This is a genomic window from Actinosynnema pretiosum, assembly GCF_002354875.1.
Lineage (GTDB): Bacteria > Actinomycetota > Actinomycetes > Mycobacteriales > Pseudonocardiaceae > Actinosynnema > Actinosynnema auranticum.
In genome coordinates this window covers 2,235,961-2,256,615 of sequence record NZ_CP023445.1, presented here as the reverse complement: position 1 = coordinate 2,256,615, position 20,655 = coordinate 2,235,961, and the positions used below count along the sequence as shown (strand labels likewise).

Below are 20,655 nucleotides of genomic sequence, written 5' to 3'. Positions count from 1 at the left end.
ATTTGCGAATCACTGATGCGGCACGCACTCGACGCCGCCGCCGAAGGGCTGCACGTCTTCCCGCTGCGGCCGGGCACCAAGCGCCCCGCCCTGCACGGCCTGACCCACTGCCCGCGCACCGGCCCGTGCGCAGGCGGGCACCTCGGGTGGGAGCAGCGCGCCACCACCGACCCGGACGTCGTGCGCCGCTGCTGGTCGGCCGGGCCGTTCAACATCGGCGTGGCCACCGGCCCCAGCAGCCTGGTGGTGGTCGACCTGGACACCGCCAAGTCACCGGCCGAGGAGGTCCCGGACGGCTGGAGCCGCAGGGGGGCACGGGACGGGCGGGACGTGTGGCGGCTGCTGTGCTCCGACGCCGGACACCCCCAGGGCCACGACACCCGCCAGGTGATCACCCCCAGCGGCGGGCAGCACCTGTACTTCCGGGCGCCGCAGGGCGTGCGGCTGCGCAACACCCAGGGCGAGAGCGGCACGACCGGGCTGGGCTGGAAGGTGGACACCCGAGCCTGGGGCGGCTACGTGGTCGCGGTCGGTTCGATCACCCCGGTCGGGGCCTACTACCGCCCGGACGACACGGGCGCGGTCGCCACCCTGCCGGGCTGGTTGGTCCAGCGCCTGTCTCCCAGGCCACGTACGGCCCGCACAGCGCCGATCGTGAGCTGTTCTGAGCGGGTGCCCGCGTACGTCGCGGCAGCGGTGGCCGGTGAGCGCGACCGCGTCGCACAGGCCCCGCCAGGGGCGCACAGCAGCACGCTGTTCGTGGCCGGGGTCGCGCTCGGGCAGCTGGTGGGCGGGGGCGAACTCCCAGCGGCTACAGCAGAGGACGTCCTGATCACCGCAGGACTGGGCATCATCGGCACCCCCGGATGCCGCTGCACCGAACGCGAGATCACCCGCACCGTGCGCAATGGCCTGCGTGCCGGTGAGGCCCGTCCGCGCCGGGGGCCGACCCCGGACCGGCGGACGGCGTGAGGGCCCGGTTCCTGCTGGGCTTCCACCAGCCCGGCGCGCTGGCCACCGCCGGAGTCCCGCTGTTCGTCTCCGACACCCGCCTACGCCCCTATAAGACCCTTCCCCGCGCGATCGCCCCGTGGGGCCTGGACTCCGGAGGCTTCACCCAACTCCAGAAGCACGGCCGCTGGACCGTCGGGCCGCGCGAGTACACGGCGCGGGTGCGCCGCTACCACGACGAGATCGGGCACCTGGAGTTCGCGGCCATCCAGGACTGGATGTGTGAACCCGTCGTCATCTCCGGCGGACAGGCCGGACGGATGCACTTCGCCGGGACCGGGCTGTCCGTGGCCGAACACCAGCGGCGCACCGTGGCCAGCGCGGTGCAGCTGCGCGAGATCGCCCCCGACCTGCCCTGGCTGCCGGTCATCCAGGGCTACACCGCCGACCAGTACCGCCACTGCATCGACCTCTACGAGCACGTCGGGATCGATCTGTCCGCCGAACCGCTCGTGGGGATCGGGTCGGTGTGCCGCCGCCAGGGCATGGAGGAAGCCCACCAGATCGTGCGCACCGTCCGCGACCACGGCGTGACCCGCCTGCACGGCTTCGGGGTCAAGACCCTGGGGCTGCGCCTGTTCGGCGACCTGCTCGACTCCGCCGACTCGATGGCCTGGTCCGAGGACGCCCGCCGCAAAAAGCGCCCGCTCTGCGGCAGCGTCCACCCGCGCGGGGCCAAGAACTGCGCCAACTGCCTGGTCTGGGCCAAGCAGTGGCGCGCCCGACTGCTCGACCACCCGTCCGCGAACTTCCCGTCCGCCGACCTGGGCGCCGCCGCATGAGCGCCTACACCGACCCGCGTACCGACCTGGTCGCGCTGACCGGCGGCCCCTGCCACGGCCGCTGGTTCACCTACCGGGACTGGCTGACCCTGCGCCAGGCCACCCGCCGAGGCCGCTACCCCATCGGCCACCACTGCGCCGCACCCCGCCGCTACCTGCCCACCGAACACCACGCCACCAACCCCGACCCCCGCCACGGCACCGCCCGCGTGTGGGAGCACATCCCGCCCGAGAAGTGGGAGCGCTGGGGCAGCGAGTACCTGACGCCCGAGGAGAGGCCATGACCACCCACACCGGACACCCAACCACCGCCCCCGGCCTGGTCATCACCCCCTACCGCGACCGCGACACCCCGCCCTGGGCCAACGAGTACCGCGTCGCCCACCAGCCCAGCGGCATCCACCTCACCCCGCCAACCTGCCTGACCCACGCCCGCGAGGCCGCCGACGCCCTGTCCCCGCTCACCAACTGGACCCGCCCCGCCACCGCGCTCCATGCCGACCGCACGCTCGACCACCTGGTGCAGCTCGTGCTGTTCGACCTGACCACCGCGCTCGACTACGGCCGCCCCCTCCACTGGGCGCGGCCGAGCTGGACGCCCACGACCACGCACGACGCCACCACGTGGGCGCTGGCCTGCGCCGCGCCCTACTGCGTCCCGCTCACCCTGCCCGCCCGGCCCGACCGGCACGCGCTGGCCGCCCACGCCCGCGCCGAGGGCTGGAACAACCCCGGCGCCGGGCAGCACTGGCTGTGCCCAGGCTGCGCCGCCGACCACCCCGCGCGCTTCCCCGACCACACCTGACCACCTCGGAACCGGAAGGCCAGCCATGACCAGACCGAGACTGCTGGACCTGTTCTGCTGCGCCGGGGGCGCGTCCGCCGGGTACCACGCCGCCGGGTTCGACGTGACCGGCGTGGACATCGAACCCCAGCCGCACTACCCGTTCCCGTTCATCCGGGCCGACGCCCTCACCGTCGACCTGGACGGCTACGACGTGATCGCCGCGTCCCCGCCGTGTCAGCGCTACTGCTGCGCCACCCCGGCCGACCGCCGCGACGACCACCCCGACCTGGTCGCCCCGATCCGCGAACGCCTGCGGCAGGCCGTGGCCACCGGCACCGCGTGGGCCTACGTCATCGAGAACGTGCCCGGCGCACCGTTGCTGGACCCGATCCGGCTGTGCGGGGACACCCTCAGGTTGGGGGTGCGCCGACACCGGCTGTTCGAGTCCAACGTTCCCCTGCGCGGCACCGACTGCCACCACGACCGCGACGCCCCGGCTGTGCCGGTCTACGGCACCCACGGCCAGCGCACGAGACGGAAGCCCCGCGGGCAGGGACGAAAGCCCCGCGGGCACGTCGACCAGGAAACGTCACCCCACGGCGGTGCCGAGGGCGGGCGCACGGCGATGGGCATCGACTGGATGCCCTGGGACAACCTCACCCAGGCCATCCCACCCGCCTACACCACCTGGATCGGCACCCAACTGCTCATCCACCCCGACCGCCCCGCCACGGTGACGGAAGCGACCAGGACTCAAACGTCACCACACCGGACGGGACCGCTGACGGATGCCACCGGTGGATTGCGTCACTGCCACTGCGGCACCGCCCTCACCCGACCCGCCACCGGCCGGTGGCCACGGCACTGCTCCCCGGCCTGCCGCCAGCGCGCGTACCGCGCCCGCTCAAAGGAAGCCTCATGACCACCACGACCGCCGCCGCCCTGCTGGACGCGCTGCACGACGCCCTCACCCGCTACGTGGTGCTGCCCCGGCCCGAGGCAGCCGACGCCATCACGCTCTGGATCGCCGCCACGCACGCCCAACCCGCGTGGGCGCACGCCCCGCGCCTGGTGATCCGTGGCCCGGAGAAGCGTTGCGGCAAAAGCAGGTTGCTCGACGTGGTGGAGGCCACCAGCCACGACCCGTTCATCACCGTCAACAGCTCCTCCGCCGCCGTCTACCGCTCGATCAGCGAGGACCCGCCCACCATGCTGGTGGACGAGGCCGACACCATCTTCGGCCCCAAGGCAGACGGCAACGAGGACCTGCGCGGGCTGCTCAACGCCGGGCACCAGCGCAACCGGCCCGCCAAGCGCTACGACGCCAACACCGGCACCGTCGAATCCATCCCCACCTTCGCCATGGCCGCGCTCGCCGGGATCGGCGCCATGCCCGACACCATCGAGGACCGCGCCGTGGTCGTGCGGATGCGCCGCCGCGCGCCCGGCGAGAACGCCGCGCCCTACCGCCACCGCCGCGACCGCCCCGGCCTGCGGGAGATCGCCGAACAGCTCTACCGGTGGCTCCGCGCCGACCTGTCCGCCCTGGAGGAAGCCGAACCCGCCATGCCCGTCGAAGACCGCGCCGCCGACACCTGGGAACCGCTCGTCATCGTCGCCGACCACGCCGGGGGCACCTGGCCCGACCGCGCCCGCGCCGCCGTGCTCGCCCTCACCGCTGAAGCCGCAGAGGACGACGAGGGCACCCCCGGTGTCCACCTGCTGCGCGACTGCCGCGCCATCTTCGCCGACTCCCCCGCCATGCCCACCTCGCAGCTGCTGCTGCGCCTCAACGCCGACCCGGAAGCCCCGTGGCGCGCTTCCGGAAACGCCGGGCTGACCGGGCACAGGCTGGGCGCGATGCTGCGCGAGTACCGCATCACCTCGCGCAACATCCGCTTCCCCGACGGCTCCCAGGCCAAGGGCTACTACCGCGACGACTTCGCGGACGCCTGGCGGCGCTACTGCCCGATCCTCACCCCGGACGAGCAGGACTCCGCGCCGGGCAACACCGACAACGTCACTCCGTTCCGGAACATCCACACGGGAGGTGCCGCGTGAGCAGGCCAACGCAAGCACAAACAGGAGTCCGCAGCACGACGGTTCTACTGTCGCCCAAGTGGTACACCGTCTCCCAGGTGGCGGCACTGCTGGGCTACGGCCTGTCCAAGACCAAAGCCTTGGTGGCCAACGGAAAGATCCAGTCCATCAAGGACGGTGGCAGCCGCCGCGTCATGCCCGAGTGGGTGGACGACTACATCCAGCGCGTCACCGGGACGGCCTGAGATGGCCGGGAAAGCGCGGGAGAACGGCGAGGGGTCCATCTACCCCTACCGCAACGGTTACGCCGCTTACGTGTGGGTTCAGACGCCGTCAGGGCGACCAACCCGCAAGTACGTCTACGGCAAGACGCGGGAGATCGTCCACGCCAAGTGGGTCAAGCTCCACGGCGAGGCTGCGGACGGTCCGGTCGCCACGTCGGTGCCCAAGCTCGGGCCGTACCTGCACAACTGGTTGGAAGAGGTGATCAAGCCGAACTCGGCCCCGCTCACCCACTCCACCTACGAGACGTTCGTGCGCCTGCACATCCTCCCGGAGCTGGGCGACAAGGCGTTGAACTTCCCCGTCCGGGTCGGACAGCAGTGGATGAACAAGCTCGCCCGCACCTGCCAGTGCTGCGCCCAGGGCAAGGACGCCAAGCGCGCCGAGGACAAGCGGCGGTGCTGCGCGAAGGGCGAGTGCTGCAAGGGCTTCCTGAGCCTGCGCTCGCTCAACGACGTCCGGGCCTGCCTGCGGTCGGCGCTCACCCACGCCATGACCGAGGAACTGCTGGCCAAGAACGTCATGAAGCTGGTCAAGGTGCCACGGGTGAGCCAGCGACCCCGCAAGCGCAAGGCCAAGCGGTGGACGACCGAGCAGGCCAAGTCGTTCCTGGTCTCGGCGCGCGAGGACGATGACCCGTTCTACGCCGGGTACGTGCTGGTCATCGCGATGGCCATGCGCAAGGGCGAGGTCCTGGGCCTGCCGATGGGCGCCGCTGACGAGGACCTGGGCGTCCTGGACATCGGCTACCAGCTCCAGCGCGTCCGGGGGCAGCTCCTGCACCGCGAGACCAAGACGGAGGCGTCGGAGGACACCTTGCCCATGCCCCCGATCGCGGCCACGGCGATCAGGCTCCGCCGTCGGCAACGCCTCCTCGACCGCCAGGAGGCGGACGTGGCCTGGCACGAGAGCGGGCTGCTCTTCACCACCCGGCACGGCACCCCGATCGAGCCGCGCAACTTCAACCGGTCCTGGGACCGGCGTTGCGAGAAAGCCGGGGTGCCGAAGATCACCGTGCACGACGGCAGGCGGAGTTGCGCCTCACTGCTGGCGGAGCTGAACGTGCACCCTCGGGTGGTCATGCGCATTCTTCGCCACGCCAACATGAAGGTCACCATGGAGATCTACACCGAGGTGTCGGACGACACGACGCGAAAGGCGCTGCAACAGCTCAGCGAAAGCCTCGACTTCTGAGCCGCTGCTGTACTTCGCTGCTGGCAACAACGACAGAGGCCCAGCAACCTGATGGCTGCTGGGCCTCTGACCTGCGGTGGGCGATACAGGGATCGAACCTGTGACCTCTTCGGTGTGAACGAAGCGCTCTCCCGCTGAGCTAATCGCCCTCATTCAGTTTTCCCGCCCCGCTCTCGCGGTGTGTGCATACCGTACAACATCACCCCCGGTTTCCAAAAATCGGGCTCCCCAGCCACGGCCAGTCCAGGCCCAGCCAGCCTCCCACCAGGGAGAACGCGCCCAGCAGCCAGCAGGTCGCCAGGACGACCAGGCAGGTGCACGTCAGCACGAGCAGCTTGACCACGACGGACTGGCGCTTGAGCCACTCGACCCACGCGTCGTAGTAGCGCTTCGCGAACTTCAGGAGCCTGCCCGCCCACGCGAACTCCGTCGCCAGGATCGCCAAGCCCGCGAACACGACCAGCCAGCCCGGTCCGGGGTACGGGATCAACACCACGCCGAGGACCAGCACCAGCCCGCCGACGACCCCGACCCCGATGCGGTACGCCAGCCGCAGCGCGGGGTTGCGGCGGACCCACTTCGGGGTGGCGCCGATCGTTCTTTCCTCCTCGGTGCGCATTCGCCCATCATGGCTCACGCCGGCGCCACCAGGCCCGAGGCGACCACATCCGATGGGGTGGACGGCGCCGTCCTGCCCGGTTCGAGGGAGATCGCGTACTCGTCGTGCGCCGCCGCCTCCGGGTTCCACGAGAGGAGTTCGGGGGCCTCGCCGGGGCCTGGGACGTCGAAGGTCGCCAGGGGGGCCGGGGTCGGGGTGCTCAGGCCCCAGACGACGTAGACCTGGGCCGCGCCGTCGTTCGGGGGGAGGGCGACGGGGAGCACCGCGGCGTCGGAGTCCGCCGACAGGAGGACCGCCCTGGTGTCGCCCGACTGCGCGCGCAGGACGGTGCGGGACGCCGTCGGGTCGGTCGCCACGGCCAGGGCGCGCTGGTAGCGGGCCGCTCGCGCGTCGACCTCCGCCACCCGGTCGGTCAGCTGGGACAGGCGCACCGCGGCCCCCGTGCCCGCCAGGAGGACCAGGGCAGCCGCCGCGGCGGTCAGGAGCCTCGGCCAGGGTCGGCGTGGCCTCAGGGGCACTGCAACGGGCGCAGAGGGCGCAGCGGGCGCGTCGACCGGCTCCGCCTCCACGGCCGCCAGGAGCCTCGCCCGCAGCCGTGGCGGCGGGTCGTGCTGCTCCAGGGCTCCGCCGATCGCAGCCGCCACCTCCTCGGTCTCCCGCACCACCCGCGCGCACCGCGCGCAGCCGGGCAGGTGCGCCAGGAAGGCGACCTCCTCGTCCGGCCCCAGCGCCCGCAGCGCCCACCCGGCCGCCAGCTCCTCACCGGAGCAGCGCCCCGACTCCCCCGTCACCGCCGCGCCTCCGTCGCCTCGTCGTTCTCCCCGGTCCACACGGACCGCAGCAACCCCCGCAGCCGCCGCACGGCCGCGAACGTGCGCGACTTGACCGTGCCCAGCGGCACCCCGGTCAGCGCCGCCACCTCGGCCTGCGTGTACCCGCCCAGGTACGCCAGCGACAGCACCTGCCGCTGGTCCTCGGGCAGCCTGCCCAACGCGGCCCGCACCTCCGCGCCGACCAGCCCGGCCAGCGCGGCGCCGTCCGCGCCCTCGGCGGGCGGCACGGCGCGCTCGGACACCTCGTCGGTGAGCGGCACGGACCTGACCCTGCGGGTGTTCTCCCTGCGGACGGCGTCGACCGCGCGGTGGTGCACCACGGTCATCAGCCACGTCCCGAACGCGCCCTTGGCGCTGTCGTACCCTTGTGGACTGCGCCACAGGACCAGGAAGGCCTCCTGCACCACGTCCTCGGCGAGGTCGGGGTCGACGCAGATCCTCCTGGCCAAGGAGTAAGCCGGACGACCGTAGCGGTCGTACAGATGTCCGAACGCGGTCCGGTCCCCCTCGACCACCCGCGCGACGAGGGCGGCGTCGAACGCCCGCTCGCCCGTCGCGGCAGGTGCCGGGGGGTCTGGGCGCGGCGGCGGTGCGGGCGGGTAAGCCACCAGAGAGGTCCTCACGTCCAACATTCGCGCAACAGCCGGTACCGGGTTCAGGTTAAACCGAGCAAGATAGCCCTAGAGGGGACACCAGCGGATACAGAGAGCAACAAAACAGGCACGTACAGAAGTCTTGTTAGCCCAGAAGGGTGATAAACGCCCCGATGTCGAGCGTTCCTCGCCACAGACACGTCACATCTGGCGAACTCGGTCGTTTGCTAGGCCGGGAAGGGAGAAGAGGGTAACGACGATGCGCAATGACCACGTCACGCTCCGCTCAACAGCGGTCTTCGACCTGCTGGCGCCACGCACCCCGGCTGTTCCGGTGCAGGTGGAGCTCCGATACGACACGAAGGACCCGTACGCGGTCATCGCCGCGTTCCGCACCGGCCGCGCCGGGTGGGTCGAGTGGGTGTTCGCCCGCGACCTCCTCGCCGACGGGCTGATCGCGGACGCCGGTGACGGCGACGTCCGGATCCGACCCGCGGCCGACGACCCCGAGGTGGTGGTGATCGAGCTCAGCTCGCCGTCAGGGCACGCCATGTTCGAGGCCTCCGCCCAGGAGCTCGCCGACTTCCTCGACCGGACGTACGACGTCGTGGTTCCGGGGAACGAGCACCTGTGGGTCGACGTGGACGAGGCGCTGACGCACCTGATCTCCAACGACCTGAGCTGAAAGCGCAGGTCGCAGGGCCGGGGGACCCCCGATTTGATTCTGCGGCCAGGTGTGTAATAAAGTTCCTCCTGCACCGAGGAAGACGCGAACCGGAGCCGGAAACGGCAAAGGGAAGTGAATTCCGAGGGGCGTGCGGATGTAGCGCAGTTGGTAGCGCATCACCTTGCCAAGGTGAGGGTCGCGAGTTCGAGTCTCGTCATCCGCTCGGCAGAGGGCCCCTTGGGCTCAGGCCAAATATTCGGTGTGCTAGCATTCCGGAGAAGTTGGCGGAGTGGCCGAGTGGCTTAGGCAAGGGCCTGCAAAGCCCTGTACACGGGTTCGATTCCCGTCTCCGCCTCGGACGATTAGCTCAGCGGGAGAGCACTACCTTGACACGGTAGGGGTCACTGGTTCAATCCCAGTATCGTCCACAGGAGAAGGCCGAGCGCCCGGTAGGTGGTTATCCACCTACCGGGCGTTCTGCTGTGCGCGGAGCACTTCCGGTCGTGCCGCGGGGACGACCCGCGGCACGCGAGCGGTTCCCCGCTGTCCCGAATGCGCCGGGCGGCGCCCGCTCGCCGGGTGGAACGCGGTTCCGCGCACCACTCCATCCGTGGTCCGCCGATTCTCGCGGCGGCCGGTGAGAAGAGGAGTCATCGTGCGGTACGGGCGTTCGGACGACGAGTGGGAGACGCTGGCGGAGGAGGGGAGGAGATTCCTCGTCGAGCAGGCGGAGTTGAAGCGCATGACCACGTACACCGAGTTCAACGCGACCATCGCGCGGCGCACCGGCCTGCGCGCGTTCGACTTCGACGCGGAGTCCGAGCGGGCCGCGCTCGGCGACCTGCTGGGGCACATCGCCGAGGGCTCGTTCCGGGAGACCGGCGGGCTGCTGATCAGCGCGCTCGTGCAGTACCTCAGCTCCAACGACGCGGGGTCCGGGTTCTACGCGCTGGCCAGGGCCAAGGGCCTTCCGGTTCCGGGCAACGCGACCGACCGCCAGCTGTTCTGGGCCGGGCACGTCGGCGCGCTGCACAAGCACTACGCGCGGCCGGTCGCGCGCAGGCACAGCGTGTGACGCGCTCCCCGGTCGCCTGACGCAGGCGGGGTCAGGGGCGAGGGGCGCCGAACCACTCGCGGAGGCGGGCGTCGAGTGCCTCCTGGTCCTCCCCCGCCCAGGCCACGTGGCCGTCCGGGCGCAGCAGCACGGCGGGGGCGGCGAGCCCGTCGCCGGTGTCCACGACGTGGTCGACCCGGTCCGCCCAGCCCGACGCGGTGAGCTTCCCGGTCTGGTCCAGGAGCAGGCCGCGCCCGGCGCGGGTCAGCTCGTAGAGGCGGGAGCGGCCGAGCTGGAGGTCCCGCTGGCGCCTGCCGACCAGCGGGTGGTCGTCGCCGAGGTCGTAGCGGAGGTCGATCGCCACGACCTTGCCGATGAGGTGGCGGTTGACCTCCTCGAAGTCCATCAGCTCGGACAGCAGCGCGCGGACGGCCACCGGGCCGGGTTCGGTGGAGAGCAGCTGCATCTGGGCGCGGGTGTTGTCCAGGACGTCGCGGGCGACCGGGCGGCGCTCGGCCCCGTAGGTGTCCAGGAGGGTCGGCGGGGCCCAGCCGGTGATCTCGGCGGCGAGCTTCCAGCCGAGGTTGACGGCGTCCTGGACGCCCAGGTTCAGGCCCTGGCCGCCGGTGGGCGGGTGGACGTGGGCTGCGTCGCCCGCGAGCAGGACGCGGTCGACGCGGTAGCGGTCGGCGAGCCGGGTGGCGTCGCCGAAGCGGGAGAGCCAGCGCGGGCTCCGGGCGCCGAGGTCGGTGCCCGCGGTGGCCCTGAGCTGGGCGGCGAACTCCTCCAGGGTGGGCGGGGTCGCCCGGTCCTCGGCGACGTGGGCGGCGGGGACGACGACGCGGTAGCGGCCGTCGCCCAGCGGGCCCGCGCCGAAGCGGAGCTGGGACCTGCGGACCTCGGTGACGACCCTGGTGATCTCCTCAGGGGGCGCGGTCAGCTCCAGCTCGCCGAGGAGGGTGTCGACCCTGCTGGGCTCGCCGGGGAACGGGACGCCGAGCAGCTTGCGGACGGTGCTGCGACCGCCGTCGCAGCCGACCAGGTGGCGGGCGCGGAGGGTGGAGCCGTCGGCCAGCTCGGCGGTGACGCCGTCCGCGTCCTGGGCCAGGCCGGTGAGCTCGGCGCCCCTGCGGATCTCGGCGCCCGCCTTGAGCGCGTGGGCGGTGAGCAGGGACTCGACCACGGGCTGGGGGATGCCGAGGACGTAGCCGTGCGCGGTGTCCAGGGCGTCCGGCGGCAGGGGTTTGGTGATGCCCGCGAAGAAGCCGCCCAGGGGGTGCTTCACGCCGCGCGCGAGGAAGTCGTCCAGGAGGCCGCGCTGGTCGAGCAGCTCGATGCTGCGCACGTGCAGGCCCAGCGCGCGGACGTGCGCGGGCGGTTCCGGCTCCCGGTCCAGGACCAGGGTCTCGACCCCGTGCAGGCGCAGCTCCGCGGCCAGCACGACACCGGTCGGTCCGGCTCCGACGATGATCACGTCAATCATGGTTGCCCGTTCGCCGTGGTTCGGTTCAGCCCGCCGCCGCGCCCGGTGGGGCGCGGTGCGGGACCCCGGTCGCGCCGGGGTCGTGGGGGCTTCGGGCGGAGATTGTGCGGCCGGACGGGGGTCTTGCGGCAAGAGGGGGTGTGCGCTATACGTTGACAGTGGCGGGGAGTGCTGTCCCGTCCTCCTCCCCCGGTTCCGGGGACTTCTCAGCGGTTCGACCTCGTGCTTCGGCGCGCCGGGGAGCACGGCGCCCGCGCCACGTGGTGCGGTGGCGCGGGCGCGGCGGTTCAGTTCAGGACGCGGCGGGTCAGTTCAGGACGTGGCCGGTCAGGCCCTCCGTCACCTGGCCCTCGCAGTTCGGGTCCGTGCTGTCCATGTGGTCGCCGGTGGCCGGGACGAAGCAGCGGTACAGCGGGTGGGTGTTCGGCTGGGCGGTGGTGTGGGCGTAGCCCTGCACACCCTCGTTCGCGTGGCCCTCGCAGTCCGGCTGGATCGAGGTGAAGCTGTCCCAGCCGGCGTAGGTGCAGCGGTAGACGGCGCGACCGCCGTCGAACGGGGTGGTGCGCAGGCCGCCCAGGGAGCCCTCGGCGGTGTAGCCCTGGCGGCCGACGCCCGTGGCGGAGCTGTAGTGGTCCGGGGAGCGCCAGTAGCGGATCAGCGGCTTGACGTCCTGCTGGGCCGGGCGGGTCTGCAGCAGGGTGCGCGGGGAGCCCGTGCCGGGGTTGGTGATGACGTTGGCGACGCCGGAGGTCTTCAGGGCGTCCTGGACCTGCGCCGGGGTGGCGTTCGGGGTGCGGCCGAGGACGAGGGCCGCGGCGCCCGCCACGTGCGGGGCCGCCATGGACGTGCCGTCGGCGTCGAACGAGCCGGTGTCGTTGGCGGCGTCGGCCGAGTTGATGCCCTCGCCCGGCGCGAACAGGTCGACGCAGGGGCCGTAATTGGAGAAGCCTGCGCGCGCGTCGGTCCTGGTGGAGGCGCCGACGGTGATCGCCTCGGTGACCCTGGCCGGGCTGTAGGTGCAGGAGTCGGCGTTGCGGTTGCCCGCCGACAGCGCGTAGGTCAGGCCGGAGCCGATGGAGTTGCGGATCGCGTCGTCCACCAGGGTGGGGCCGCCGGGGGCCTGCGACGACAGGCTCATGTTGACCACGGCGGGCTTGACGGCGTTCGCGGTCACCCAGTCGACGCCGCTGACGACGCCCTCCAGGGTGCCGCCGCCGTCGCAGTCCAGGACGCGGACGGCGACCAGCTTGACGTCCTTCGCGACGCCGAACTCCTTGCCGCCGATGGTGCCCGCGACGTGCGTGCCGTGACCGGCGCAGTCCTGCCTGCTGCCGTCGACCAGGTCCACGCCCCAGCTGGCGCGGCCCTCGAAGGTGCGGTGGGTGGTGCGGATGCCGCTGTCGATGACGTAGGCGTGCACGGTCGCCGCGCTGTTGTCGGTGTGGACCGCCTGGTCCAGCGGCAGACCGGGCTGGTCGATCCGGTCGATGCCCCACGACGGCGGGTTGTACTGCACGTCGGTGGCGGTGAACGCGGCGTTCTGCGCGACGGCGCGCACGGCCGGGTCCGCGGCCAGGCGCTTCGCCTCGTCCTCGGACGCCTTGACGGCGAAGCCCTTCAGCGCGGACTTCCAGGTCGAGGTGACCTGGCCGCCGTGCTCCTCGGTGAGGGCCTGCGCGGTCTCGGACGCGCCGTCCTCCAGCACGACCAGGTAGCTGCCCTCGATGGCGGTTCCCGGTGCGGCCAGGGTGATGCTCACCTCCTGGGCCTGCGCCACCGGTGCCCCCAGCGGGGCCAGTGCCAGGAGCACCGAACCCGCTACCGCTCTCACGCCGATCCCTGCACGTCCCACGGACGCCTCCCTTGATCAAGTCGGGTGAGGGTGGCAGGTCCGGCAGGGGGCGCGGGGGCGGATCGGGGAGGTTGGTGCGCGTTGCCGAACGGGGGGCGGGCCGGGCCCGCCCCCCGCGCCGGTCAGGCCGCCTGGGCCTGGTTGTAGAGGTTCTGGGCGTCCGCGCCGAAGTACGGGCCGAACATCCAGAACGGCAGGATGACGATCTTGTAGCTGTTGACCGAGATCAGCGTTCCGACACCGGTGGCCTCGGAGAAGCCGTGGAACCACGGGCCGCCGCTCGCGCCGCCGGTCATGTCGCAGCCCAGGCCGATGCCGGAGCTGAGGAAGGCGTTGAAGGTGGTCCCGCTGCAGTAGATGAGCCTCGTGCCGTCGTACGGGTCGGCGGCCGGGTAGCCGAAGGCGTAGGTCGGGGCGGCCTTCGGCTGGTTGAACGCGATGCCCTGGCCGCCGACGACGTCGGTGAGGTTGCGGCCGTCGAGCTGGTTGACGACGATCGCGCCGACGTCGTAGTTGATGTCCTCGGACGCGTTCCACTGCGGGGTGCTGTAGGTCGCGCGGGCGGTCCAGGTGCCGTACGGGGTGGCGCCGTTGGCGTAGGCGGGGACGAAGACGACGTTGGTGTGGTAGGCGCCGTCGAGCTTGACGCAGTGGCCCGCGGTGATCACGGTGCTCTTGTTGGCGCTGGTCACGGCGTTGCCGCTGCACGAGGCGGTGCGGCCCTGGTAGGTGAAGAAGACGCGGCCCGCGGTGGTGGTGACCGCGCCGCCCCCGGTCCAGGGGCCGCCGCCGTTCGGGATCGCCTGCGGCGCGACCTCGGCGGGCGGGGCGGCGGGGACGTCCTCGACGTCGGACGGGGCGACGGTGGGCAGGTCCAGCGGGGCGGCGGCGCGCATCCGGTCCGGGGTCCAGTAGTCGGACGCCTCGGGGGCCGCTTGGGCGAGCGGGACGGCCAGCAGGGGTAACAGGAGGGCGATCGCCAGTGCTCCCAGTGGTGTGCGCATGGGGTTTCCACCTCTCGTGGGCGGGCGGCAGGGACCGTCACCTGGAAGCTACCGACGAGGGGCGGGTGGGCGTCTCCGGCTAACGGGTGAGGTCGCCGGGCGAAAACCTTTGCGGGACGAGAAGTATCGGATTGTCTACTGTGGACCGTTCAGCGGGACGCGTCGTGCACGGTGATCGCCACCCTGGTCCGGTTGGCCGCGTCGAGCTTGGCCATGATCCGTCCGATGTGGACCTTCACCGTCGACTCGCTCAGGAACAGCTCCTTGGCGATCTCGGCGTTGCTCGCGCCCCGGCCGACCGCCTCGGCGACCTCGCGCTCCCTCGGGGTGAGGCCGGACAGCCTGCGGCGCGCCTCCGCCCGGCCGGCCGGCTCGGCGGCGAACTCCAGCAGCAGCCGCTTGGTGACGGCGGGCGAGATCATGGCCTCGCCGCGCGCCACCACGTGCACCGCGCGCACCAGGTCGCGGGGCGGGGTGTCCTTGAGCAGGAAGCCGGTCGCGCCGCCGCGCAGGGCCGAGTGCGCGTACTCGTCCAGGTCGAACGTGGTGAGCACGACGACGGCGGGCGCGTCCGGCAGGGCGGTCACCCGGCGCACCACCTCGAGGCCGTCGACGCCGGGCATCTGCACGTCGGTGAGCACCACGTCCGGGTGGAAGCGGTCGACCAGGTCGAGCACGTCCGAGCCGTCCGGGGCCTCGGCGACCACCCGCAGGTCGGGGTCGGACTCCAGGATCAGCCTGATGCCGCCGCGCACGAGCTCCTCGTCGTCGAGCAGGAGCACCTTGACCGCCACCGCGCCGTCCGTTCAGCAGGGGAACTCAGCACGCACAACGTACCCGCCGCCCTCCGGCCGCGCGGACACCGTCCCTCCCGCCCGGGTCACCCGCTCGCGCATCCCGAGCAGCCCGTACCCGGAGCCGGGCACCGCGCCGCCGGGGCGTTCCGGGACGCCGTTGCGGACCTGCACCACCAGCCGCTCCCCCACCTCCAGCAGCACCTGCACGGGCGCGCCGGGGGCGTGCTTGCCCGCGTTGGTCAGCGCCTCCTGCACCACCCGGTAGGCGGCCCGGCCGACGGCGGGCTCCACCTCGGGCAGCGGGTCCGGGCGGGCCAGCTCGACCCGGCCGGGCGCGTCGGCCACCAGGGACTCGATGCCGGGCAGGCCGGGCGCGACGACCTCGGACTCGTCCTCGCGCAGCACCCGGAGCACGTCGCGCAGCTCGGCGAGCGCGGCGGAGCCGGACTTGCGGATGACCTCGGCGACCTCGGCGGTCTCGCCGTCGGCGATCACGGTCAGTGCGCCCGCCTGGAGGGCGATCACGCTGACCCGGTGGGCGACCACGTCGTGCATCTCGCGGGCGATGCGGCGGCGCTCGGCGGTGACCGCGCGCTCGGCGAGCAGGTCGCGCTCGCGCTCGGCGGTCTCGGCGCGCTCGCGCAGCAGGTCGAGGACCTTGGCGCGCTGGTGCACCCAGACGCCGGTGAGGAGGGGCAGGAGGGTGAAGACGGCGTTGGTGATCAGGTAGGAGGGCCAGTCGAGGCGGTCGGAGAGGAAGGCGGGGACGAGGAGCGCGAGGTAGGCGGGGACGGCGGCGAGCCAGGTGCGCCAGGTGAAGCCGTGGCGGGCGGCGGTGGTGTGCAGGCCGATGACCAGGACGGTCCGGGGGGCGGTGAGGAACACGCCGAGCACGCCCATGACGACCGAGAGGAGCAGGCCGGTCGCGACGGTGAGCAGGGGCCAGCGCCTGCGGAGCAGGAGGGCGGGGGCGGCGAGCAGGAGGGTGACGACGGAGGACGGGCCGCCCCTGGCCACGACCTCCAGGGCGGCGCCGCCGGTGATCGCGGCGGTGACGGCGAGGTCGAGGAGGAAGAGGGAGCGGCGGCCCTGCCAGGTGGTGTCGAGCCAGGGGACGCGGGACCAGAGCGCGGGGCGGGGCGGGCGGGAGGTCCTCGGGCGGGGCGGGGCTGCCTCGGGGGGTGCCGCGCTGTCCACGCCTGGGGCTCCTCGTGTGCCGGGGGGCGGCGGGCGCCGCTCGTCCGTTCAGGTTAACGAGTTCACGCAGGTGGGGACAGGGGATCGGGGTCGGACGAAAGTAGTAGATCCGGCGGGTGGGCCACCGCCGCGCCGCACGATCGGGGGATGTCGCAGCTCGTGGGCGAGGTGGTCGGCGACCGGGGGCGCGGCGCCGGTTTACCGGGGCCCGGCGCGGATAGCCCCCTCCGGACGGCAGCCGGGAGTCCGCGCGAGGTGGTGCGGGGCCGGTCGCCAGGGACGGAGGAGTGGCGTGGCACTGGCATCGCGGATGGGCACGGCGCGGGTGTTCGGGCGGGTTCTGCTGCCCACCCTGGCCAAGGGGGTGATCGTCCGGCGGCCCGGTGTGCTGGCGCTGGAGCAGCGGGTCCAGGCCGACGAGGCGGCCATCCGGACGGTGGCCGCGCTGCGCGCCGAGCACGGGCCGGGGCCGGTGCGGCTGCGGGTGCCGGGGCGGAGCGTGGCGCTGGTGGTGTCGGTGGAGGACGTGGTCCGGCTGCTGGACGGCACACCCGAGCCGTTCGCGCCCGCGACCTTCGAGAAGCGGGCCGCGCTGCGGCACTTCCAGCCGCACGGGTCGCTGGCCACGCGCGGGCCCGAGCGGGCGGAGCGGCGGCGGTTCAACGAGGAGGCGCTGCGGCCGGGGAACGCCGACTGGGAGCGGGTGGTGCGGGACGAGGTGGACCTGCTGGTCCGGCACGCGCGCAGCACCGGGGTGCTGACCTGGGACGCGTTCTCGCAGGCGTGGTGGCGGGTCGCCCGGCGGATCGTGTTCGGGAGCGGGGCTCGGGGGGACGAGGAGCTGACGGCCGAGCTGGGGGCGCTGCGGTCGGCCGCGAACTGGGCGTACCTGCGGCCGCGCCGGGAGGGGCTGCGGCGGCGGTTCGAGGAGCGGGTCCGGGGGCACGCCGAGCGCGGTGAGGCCGGTGGGCTGGCCCACGGGCGGGCGGTCGAGGACGTGGTCGAGCAGGCGCCGCACTGGCTGTTCGCGTTCGACGCGGCCGGGATCGTGGCGATGCGGGCGCTCGCGGTGGGCGCGGCGGGCGACGAGCCGGGGTCGGTGAGCGTGCTGGAGTCGGCGCGGCTGTGGCCGACCACGCCGGTGATCCTGCGCGAGAGCACGCGGGAGACCGACTGGCACGGGGAGGCGCTGCCCGCCGGGACGACGTTCGTGGTCTTCACGCCGTACTTCCACCGGGCGCACGGCGACTCCTACCGGCCGGACCTGTGGCCGCAGGGCGCGCCGGGCGTGGTGCCGTTCAGCGGCGGCCCGGCGGTGTGCCCCGGTCGGGACCTGGTGCTGGCGAGCGCCGGGCTGGCGGTGGAGGTGCTGCGGGAGCAGCTGGTGTTCCGCAAGCGGTTGCGCGAGCCGCTGCCCGCGACGCTCGACCACTTCGCGCTGGCGCTGGAGGTGGACACCCCCGAGGACGCCCGGCCGCGCGCCCGCGCCGGTCGGGGCGACTGAGGCCGGGCCGCGCGCCCGCGCCGGTCGGGGCGACTGAGGCCGGGCCGCGCGTGGGCGCGGGCTAGCGCACCTTCCCCGGCTCCAGCGGGTACGGGATGAAGGTGCTGCGGTTCGCGTCCACGCGCAGCGGCCTGCCGATCGGGGGCATCGAGCGCTGCGGGCACAGCGGGCGGTCGCAGGTCTGGCAGCCGGGGCCGATCGGGGTGGCCGCCGAGGCGTCCTCCAGGTCGACGCCGGTGGAGTAGACCAGGCGCGAGGCGTGCCGGATCTCGCAGCCGAGGCCCACCGCGTAGATCTTGCCGGGGCTGGCGTAGCCGCCCCGGCTGCGCGAGACGGTGCGGGCCACCCACAGGTAGCGCTGGTTGTCCGGCATCGCGGCGACCTGGGCGACCACCTTGCCCGGTGAGGAGAACGCGCCGTAGACGCTCCACAGTGGACAGGTTCCGCCCGCGCGGGAGAAGTGGAAGCCGGTGGCGGACTGGCGCTTGGAGACGTTGCCCGCCCGGTCCACCCGCACGAACGAGAACGGGATGCCGCGCTCGCCGGGCCGCTGCAGGGTGGTGAGGCGGTGGCAGATGGTCTCGAAGCTCAGCGCGAAGTGGTCGGCCAGCAGCTCGATGTCGTAGCGCAGCTCCTCGGCGCTCTCGTGGAACGAGCGGTACGGCAGCAGCAGCGCGGCGGCGGCGTAGCGGGCCAGGCCGATCCGGATCAGCGACCGCACCGGGCCCTCCGGCTCGCGGCTCTCCTGGACGATCGCGTCCAGCTCGTCGCCGAACTCCAGCAGCGCGATCTGGGTGGCCATGCGGAACGCCTGCTGGCCGGGGCGCAGGTTGCCGGACAGCCGCAGCACCCGGTTCACCGGGTCGTAGTGGTGCAGCTCCCCCGCCGAGTTGTGGTTGGCCAGCTCGCCCGCGATGCCCTGCACGCGCACGCCGTGCCGGTCGGCGAGCCGGGCGGCCAGCGCGGAGCGCATCTCGCCGGGGCGGACGCCGGTGCGGCCCGCCACGTGCTCGGCGGCGGTGTCCAGCTCGGCGAAGTGGTTGGCGTGCGTGTAGAAGAAGTCCCGCACCCGCTCGTGCGCGCCCACGACCAGCTCGCCGGAGCGGTCGCCCGCGACGGCGGTGAGCTGCTCGTCGGCCTGGCGGTAGCGGCGGTGCAGGTCGATCACCGCCCTGGCCAGCTCGGGCCGGGAGGTGGCGACCTCGCGCAGGTCGCCGGGTGAGACGTCGGTGCCGGACAGGGCCTCCTGCAGCTCGGCGAACAGGCGGGCCGAGTCGTGGGTGGCGAAGAACGAGGCGTCCACGCCGAACGACTCGGTGAGCCGCAGCAGCACCGGCACGGTCAGCGGGCGCGAGTCGTGCTCGATCTGGTTGAGGTAGCTGGCCGAGATGCCGAGCGCGCGGGCCAGCTCGACCTGGGTGAGCCCGCGCTCCTCCCGCAACCTGCGCAGGCGTGCTCCGACGAACGTCCTGGCCATGTCGCACCTCCGTGGTGAGGACCCAGGGTAGGGCAGTTTCGCGAACGTGCGCATTCGCAGGATTAGCAGAACCGGGGGTGGGGATTTTCGGAAATTGGCAGGTTGCGCCGGTCGTCCCGGCCGCGCCGCTCGCGCATCGTTCACCGCAGCGGAAGTCGAGCTGGTGGCAGTGGGCGGGACGGACGACGTGGAGGGCCTTGTGATGTTGAGCGCGGAGCAGATCGCCGACCAGTGGGCCACCGACGCGCGGTGGGCCGGGATCGAGCGCGCCTACGGCGCCGAGGACGTGGTCGCCCTGCGCGGCAGCGTCGTGGAGGAGCACACGCTGGCCCGGCGCGGCGCCGAGCGGCTGTGGGAGCTGCTGCACGACGAGGACTACGTCCACGCGCTGGGCGCGCTGACCGGCAACCAGGCGGTGCAGCAGGTCAGGGCCGGGCTGAAGGCGATCTACCTGTCGGGCTGGCAGGTCGCGGCGGACGCGAACCTGTCCGGGCAGACCTACCCGGACCAGAGCCTGTACCCGGTCAACTCGGTGCCGCAGGTGGTCCGGCGGATCAACAACGCGCTGCTGCGGGCCGACCAGGTCGAGCACGCGGAGGGTCGCGGCGGCGAGCGGGAGTGGCTGGCGCCGATCGTCGCGGACGCCGAGGCCGGGTTCGGCGGGGTGCTCAACGCGTTCGAGCTGATGCGCGCCATGATCGCGGCGGGCGCGGCCGGGGTGCACTGGGAGGACCAGCTCGCGTCGGAGAAGAAGTGCGGGCACCTGGGCGGGAAGGTGCTGATCCCGACCGGGCAGCACGTGCGCACCCTCAACGCCGCGCGGCTGGCCGCCGACGTCTCCGGGGTGCCGACGCTGGTGGTCGCCCGCACCGACGCGCAGGCCGCGACGCTGCTGACCACGGACGTCGACGAGCGGGACCGGCCGTTCACCACCGGCGAGCGCACCGCCGAGGGGTTCTACCGGGTGCGGGGCGGGATCGAGCCGTGCATCGCGCGGGGGCTGGCGTACGCGCCGCACGCCGACCTGCTGTGGATGGAGACCTCGCTGCCGGACCTCGGCGTGGCGCGGGAGTTCGCCGAGGCGGTCAAGGCGAGGTACCCGGAGAAGATGCTGGCGTACAACTGCTCGCCGTCGTTCAACTGGCGCAAGCACCTGGACGACGCCACGATCGCGAAGTTCCAGCGGGAGCTGGGGCACATGGGCTACAAGTTCCAGTTCATCACGCTGGCCGGGTTCCACGCGCTCAACCACTCGATGTTCGACCTGGCGCGCGGGTACGCCGAGAGCGGCATGAGCGCGTACGTCGAGCTGCAGGAGCGGGAGTTCGCCGCCGAGCGGGACGGCTACACCGCCGTCAAGCACCAGCGCGAGGTCGGGACCGGCTACTTCGACCGGGTCAGCACCGCGCTGAACCCCACCGGTGAGACCACGGCGCTGTCCGGGTCCACCGAGCAGGCCCAGTTCGCCTGAGTCCGGGA

At 72.9% G+C, this 20,655-nt stretch carries 21 protein-coding genes and 4 tRNA genes; 15 read left to right on the top strand and 10 right to left on the bottom strand.

Annotation, left to right across the window (positions count from 1 at the left end):
- The first annotated feature begins 15 nt into the window (after positions 1-15).
- From CNX65_RS10135 to CNX65_RS10100, 8 genes are read left to right on the top strand one after another with little or no spacing between them, the layout of a single operon-like run.
- Positions 16-972 carry a bifunctional DNA primase/polymerase gene (locus tag CNX65_RS10135; RefSeq protein ID WP_232519775.1) on the top strand — a complete coding sequence of 319 codons (957 nt, stop codon included), beginning with the start codon at positions 16-18 and terminating at the stop codon, positions 970-972.
- Positions 969-1,793, top strand: coding sequence for a deazapurine DNA modification protein DpdA family protein (locus tag CNX65_RS10130; protein WP_096492543.1), 825 nt, complete (start codon positions 969-971; stop codon positions 1,791-1,793). The genes CNX65_RS10135 and CNX65_RS10130 overlap by 4 nt, the downstream gene beginning before the upstream one ends.
- Positions 1,790-2,077, top strand: coding sequence for a hypothetical protein (locus tag CNX65_RS10125; RefSeq protein ID WP_096492542.1), 288 nt, complete (start codon positions 1,790-1,792; stop codon positions 2,075-2,077). Before CNX65_RS10130 ends, CNX65_RS10125 begins: the two co-directional genes overlap by 4 nt.
- Positions 2,074-2,598 carry a hypothetical protein gene (locus tag CNX65_RS10120; protein WP_096492541.1) on the top strand — a complete coding sequence of 175 codons (525 nt, stop codon included), beginning with the start codon at positions 2,074-2,076 and terminating at the stop codon, positions 2,596-2,598. The genes CNX65_RS10125 and CNX65_RS10120 overlap by 4 nt, the downstream gene beginning before the upstream one ends.
- Before the next feature lie 25 nt (positions 2,599-2,623).
- Positions 2,624-3,502 (top strand): DNA cytosine methyltransferase, encoded by an 879-nt coding sequence (locus CNX65_RS10115; protein WP_177154645.1) that lies wholly within the window; start codon positions 2,624-2,626, stop codon positions 3,500-3,502.
- A complete protein-coding gene (locus CNX65_RS10110; protein WP_096492540.1) occupies positions 3,499-4,641 on the top strand; it encodes a DUF3631 domain-containing protein in 1,143 nt (380 codons plus the stop codon). The genes CNX65_RS10115 and CNX65_RS10110 overlap by 4 nt, the downstream gene beginning before the upstream one ends.
- A gap of 47 nt (positions 4,642-4,688) precedes the next feature.
- Positions 4,689-4,865 carry an excisionase family DNA-binding protein gene (locus CNX65_RS36820; RefSeq protein WP_218182238.1) on the top strand — a complete coding sequence of 59 codons (177 nt, stop codon included), beginning with the start codon at positions 4,689-4,691 and terminating at the stop codon, positions 4,863-4,865.
- Position 4,866: 1 nt separating this feature from the next.
- Complete coding sequence (locus CNX65_RS10100) at positions 4,867-6,096, top strand: site-specific integrase (protein WP_096492538.1); 1,230 nt, start codon at positions 4,867-4,869, stop codon at positions 6,094-6,096.
- Positions 6,097-6,173: 77 nt separating this feature from the next.
- On the opposite strand, the gene CNX65_RS10095 is transcribed toward CNX65_RS10100, so the two are convergent.
- The 4 genes from CNX65_RS10095 to CNX65_RS10080 form a co-directional block, all read right to left on the bottom strand.
- Positions 6,174-6,245 (bottom strand) — tRNA-Val (locus CNX65_RS10095).
- A gap of 50 nt (positions 6,246-6,295) precedes the next feature.
- Positions 6,296-6,715 carry a TIGR02611 family protein gene (locus CNX65_RS10090; protein WP_096492537.1) on the bottom strand — a complete coding sequence of 140 codons (420 nt, stop codon included), beginning with the start codon at positions 6,713-6,715 and terminating at the stop codon, positions 6,296-6,298.
- A 14-nt stretch (positions 6,716-6,729) separates the two neighbouring features.
- On the bottom strand, positions 6,730-7,506 hold the full coding sequence (locus CNX65_RS10085; RefSeq protein ID WP_157767571.1) for an anti-sigma factor: 777 nt from the start codon (positions 7,504-7,506) through the stop codon (positions 6,730-6,732).
- Positions 7,503-8,156 carry an RNA polymerase sigma factor gene (locus CNX65_RS10080; RefSeq protein ID WP_309142046.1) on the bottom strand — a complete coding sequence of 218 codons (654 nt, stop codon included), beginning with the start codon at positions 8,154-8,156 and terminating at the stop codon, positions 7,503-7,505. Before CNX65_RS10080 ends, CNX65_RS10085 begins: the two co-directional genes overlap by 4 nt.
- 244 nt (positions 8,157-8,400) lie before the next feature.
- Here CNX65_RS10080 and CNX65_RS10075 point away from each other — a divergent pair, with 244 nt between their 5' ends.
- From CNX65_RS10075 to CNX65_RS10055, 5 genes are all read left to right on the top strand, one after another.
- Positions 8,401-8,826 carry an SsgA family sporulation/cell division regulator gene (locus CNX65_RS10075; protein ID WP_015800852.1) on the top strand — a complete coding sequence of 142 codons (426 nt, stop codon included), beginning with the start codon at positions 8,401-8,403 and terminating at the stop codon, positions 8,824-8,826.
- A gap of 132 nt (positions 8,827-8,958) precedes the next feature.
- Positions 8,959-9,031, top strand: a tRNA-Gly gene (locus CNX65_RS10070).
- Between the two features lie 60 nt (positions 9,032-9,091).
- Positions 9,092-9,163 (top strand) — tRNA-Cys (locus tag CNX65_RS10065).
- A gap of 1 nt (position 9,164) precedes the next feature.
- Positions 9,165-9,236: transfer RNA gene (locus CNX65_RS10060), tRNA-Val, on the top strand.
- Between the two features lie 227 nt (positions 9,237-9,463).
- A complete protein-coding gene (locus CNX65_RS10055; protein ID WP_096492534.1) occupies positions 9,464-9,883 on the top strand; it encodes a hypothetical protein in 420 nt (139 codons plus the stop codon).
- Positions 9,884-9,914: 31 nt separating this feature from the next.
- Here CNX65_RS10055 and rox read toward each other — a convergent pair whose 3' ends face one another.
- The 5 genes from rox to CNX65_RS10030 form a co-directional block, all read right to left on the bottom strand.
- Complete coding sequence (gene rox / locus CNX65_RS10050; RefSeq protein WP_096492533.1) at positions 9,915-11,345, bottom strand: rifampin monooxygenase; 1,431 nt, start codon at positions 11,343-11,345, stop codon at positions 9,915-9,917.
- 307 nt (positions 11,346-11,652) lie between these two features.
- Positions 11,653-13,176: a S8 family peptidase gene (locus CNX65_RS10045; protein ID WP_177154644.1), complete on the bottom strand. Its 1,524-nt coding sequence runs from the start codon at positions 13,174-13,176 to the stop codon at positions 11,653-11,655.
- Between the two features lie 143 nt (positions 13,177-13,319).
- Entirely contained in the window at positions 13,320-14,201 is an 882-nt protein-coding gene (locus CNX65_RS10040; RefSeq protein ID WP_096492531.1) for a trypsin-like serine peptidase, read from the bottom strand.
- Positions 14,202-14,350: 149 nt separating this feature from the next.
- Positions 14,351-14,995, bottom strand: coding sequence for a response regulator (locus tag CNX65_RS10035; protein WP_096492530.1), 645 nt, complete (start codon positions 14,993-14,995; stop codon positions 14,351-14,353).
- Positions 14,996-15,007: 12 nt separating this feature from the next.
- Positions 15,008-16,195 carry a sensor histidine kinase gene (locus tag CNX65_RS10030; RefSeq protein ID WP_096492529.1) on the bottom strand — a complete coding sequence of 396 codons (1,188 nt, stop codon included), beginning with the start codon at positions 16,193-16,195 and terminating at the stop codon, positions 15,008-15,010.
- Positions 16,196-16,487: 292 nt separating this feature from the next.
- Here CNX65_RS10030 and CNX65_RS10025 point away from each other — a divergent pair, with 292 nt between their 5' ends.
- A complete protein-coding gene (locus CNX65_RS10025; RefSeq protein ID WP_096492528.1) occupies positions 16,488-17,699 on the top strand; it encodes a cytochrome P450 family protein in 1,212 nt (403 codons plus the stop codon).
- 61 nt (positions 17,700-17,760) lie between these two features.
- Here the strand turns inward: CNX65_RS10025 and CNX65_RS10020 are convergent, their stop codons facing one another.
- Entirely contained in the window at positions 17,761-19,176 is a 1,416-nt protein-coding gene (locus tag CNX65_RS10020; protein ID WP_096492527.1) for a short-chain fatty acyl-CoA regulator family protein, read from the bottom strand.
- A 202-nt stretch (positions 19,177-19,378) separates the two neighbouring features.
- Between CNX65_RS10020 and aceA the strand changes: the two genes are divergently transcribed.
- Complete coding sequence (gene aceA, locus CNX65_RS10015) at positions 19,379-20,647, top strand: isocitrate lyase (protein WP_096497710.1); 1,269 nt, start codon at positions 19,379-19,381, stop codon at positions 20,645-20,647.
- Positions 20,648-20,655: the final 8 nt, after the last annotated feature.

Coding starts and splice junctions, on each gene's coding strand:
- CNX65_RS10110 (WP_096492540.1), top strand. CDS start 3,499: ATGACCACCACGACCGCCGCCGCCCTGCTGGACGCGCTGCACGACGCC.
- CNX65_RS10115 (WP_177154645.1), top strand. CDS start 2,624: ATGACCAGACCGAGACTGCTGGACCTGTTCTGCTGCGCCGGGGGCGCG.
- CNX65_RS10075 (WP_015800852.1), top strand. CDS start 8,401: ATGCGCAATGACCACGTCACGCTCCGCTCAACAGCGGTCTTCGACCTG.
- CNX65_RS10125 (WP_096492542.1), top strand. CDS start 1,790: ATGAGCGCCTACACCGACCCGCGTACCGACCTGGTCGCGCTGACCGGC.
- CNX65_RS10120 (WP_096492541.1), top strand. CDS start 2,074: ATGACCACCCACACCGGACACCCAACCACCGCCCCCGGCCTGGTCATC.
- CNX65_RS10135 (WP_232519775.1), top strand. CDS start 16: ATGCGGCACGCACTCGACGCCGCCGCCGAAGGGCTGCACGTCTTCCCG.
- CNX65_RS10020 (WP_096492527.1), bottom strand. CDS start 19,176: ATGGCCAGGACGTTCGTCGGAGCACGCCTGCGCAGGTTGCGGGAGGAG.
- aceA (WP_096497710.1), top strand. CDS start 19,379: ATGTTGAGCGCGGAGCAGATCGCCGACCAGTGGGCCACCGACGCGCGG.
- CNX65_RS10040 (WP_096492531.1), bottom strand. CDS start 14,201: ATGCGCACACCACTGGGAGCACTGGCGATCGCCCTCCTGTTACCCCTG.
- CNX65_RS10090 (WP_096492537.1), bottom strand. CDS start 6,715: ATGCGCACCGAGGAGGAAAGAACGATCGGCGCCACCCCGAAGTGGGTC.
- rox (WP_096492533.1), bottom strand. CDS start 11,345: ATGATTGACGTGATCATCGTCGGAGCCGGACCGACCGGTGTCGTGCTG.
- CNX65_RS10100 (WP_096492538.1), top strand. CDS start 4,867: ATGGCCGGGAAAGCGCGGGAGAACGGCGAGGGGTCCATCTACCCCTAC.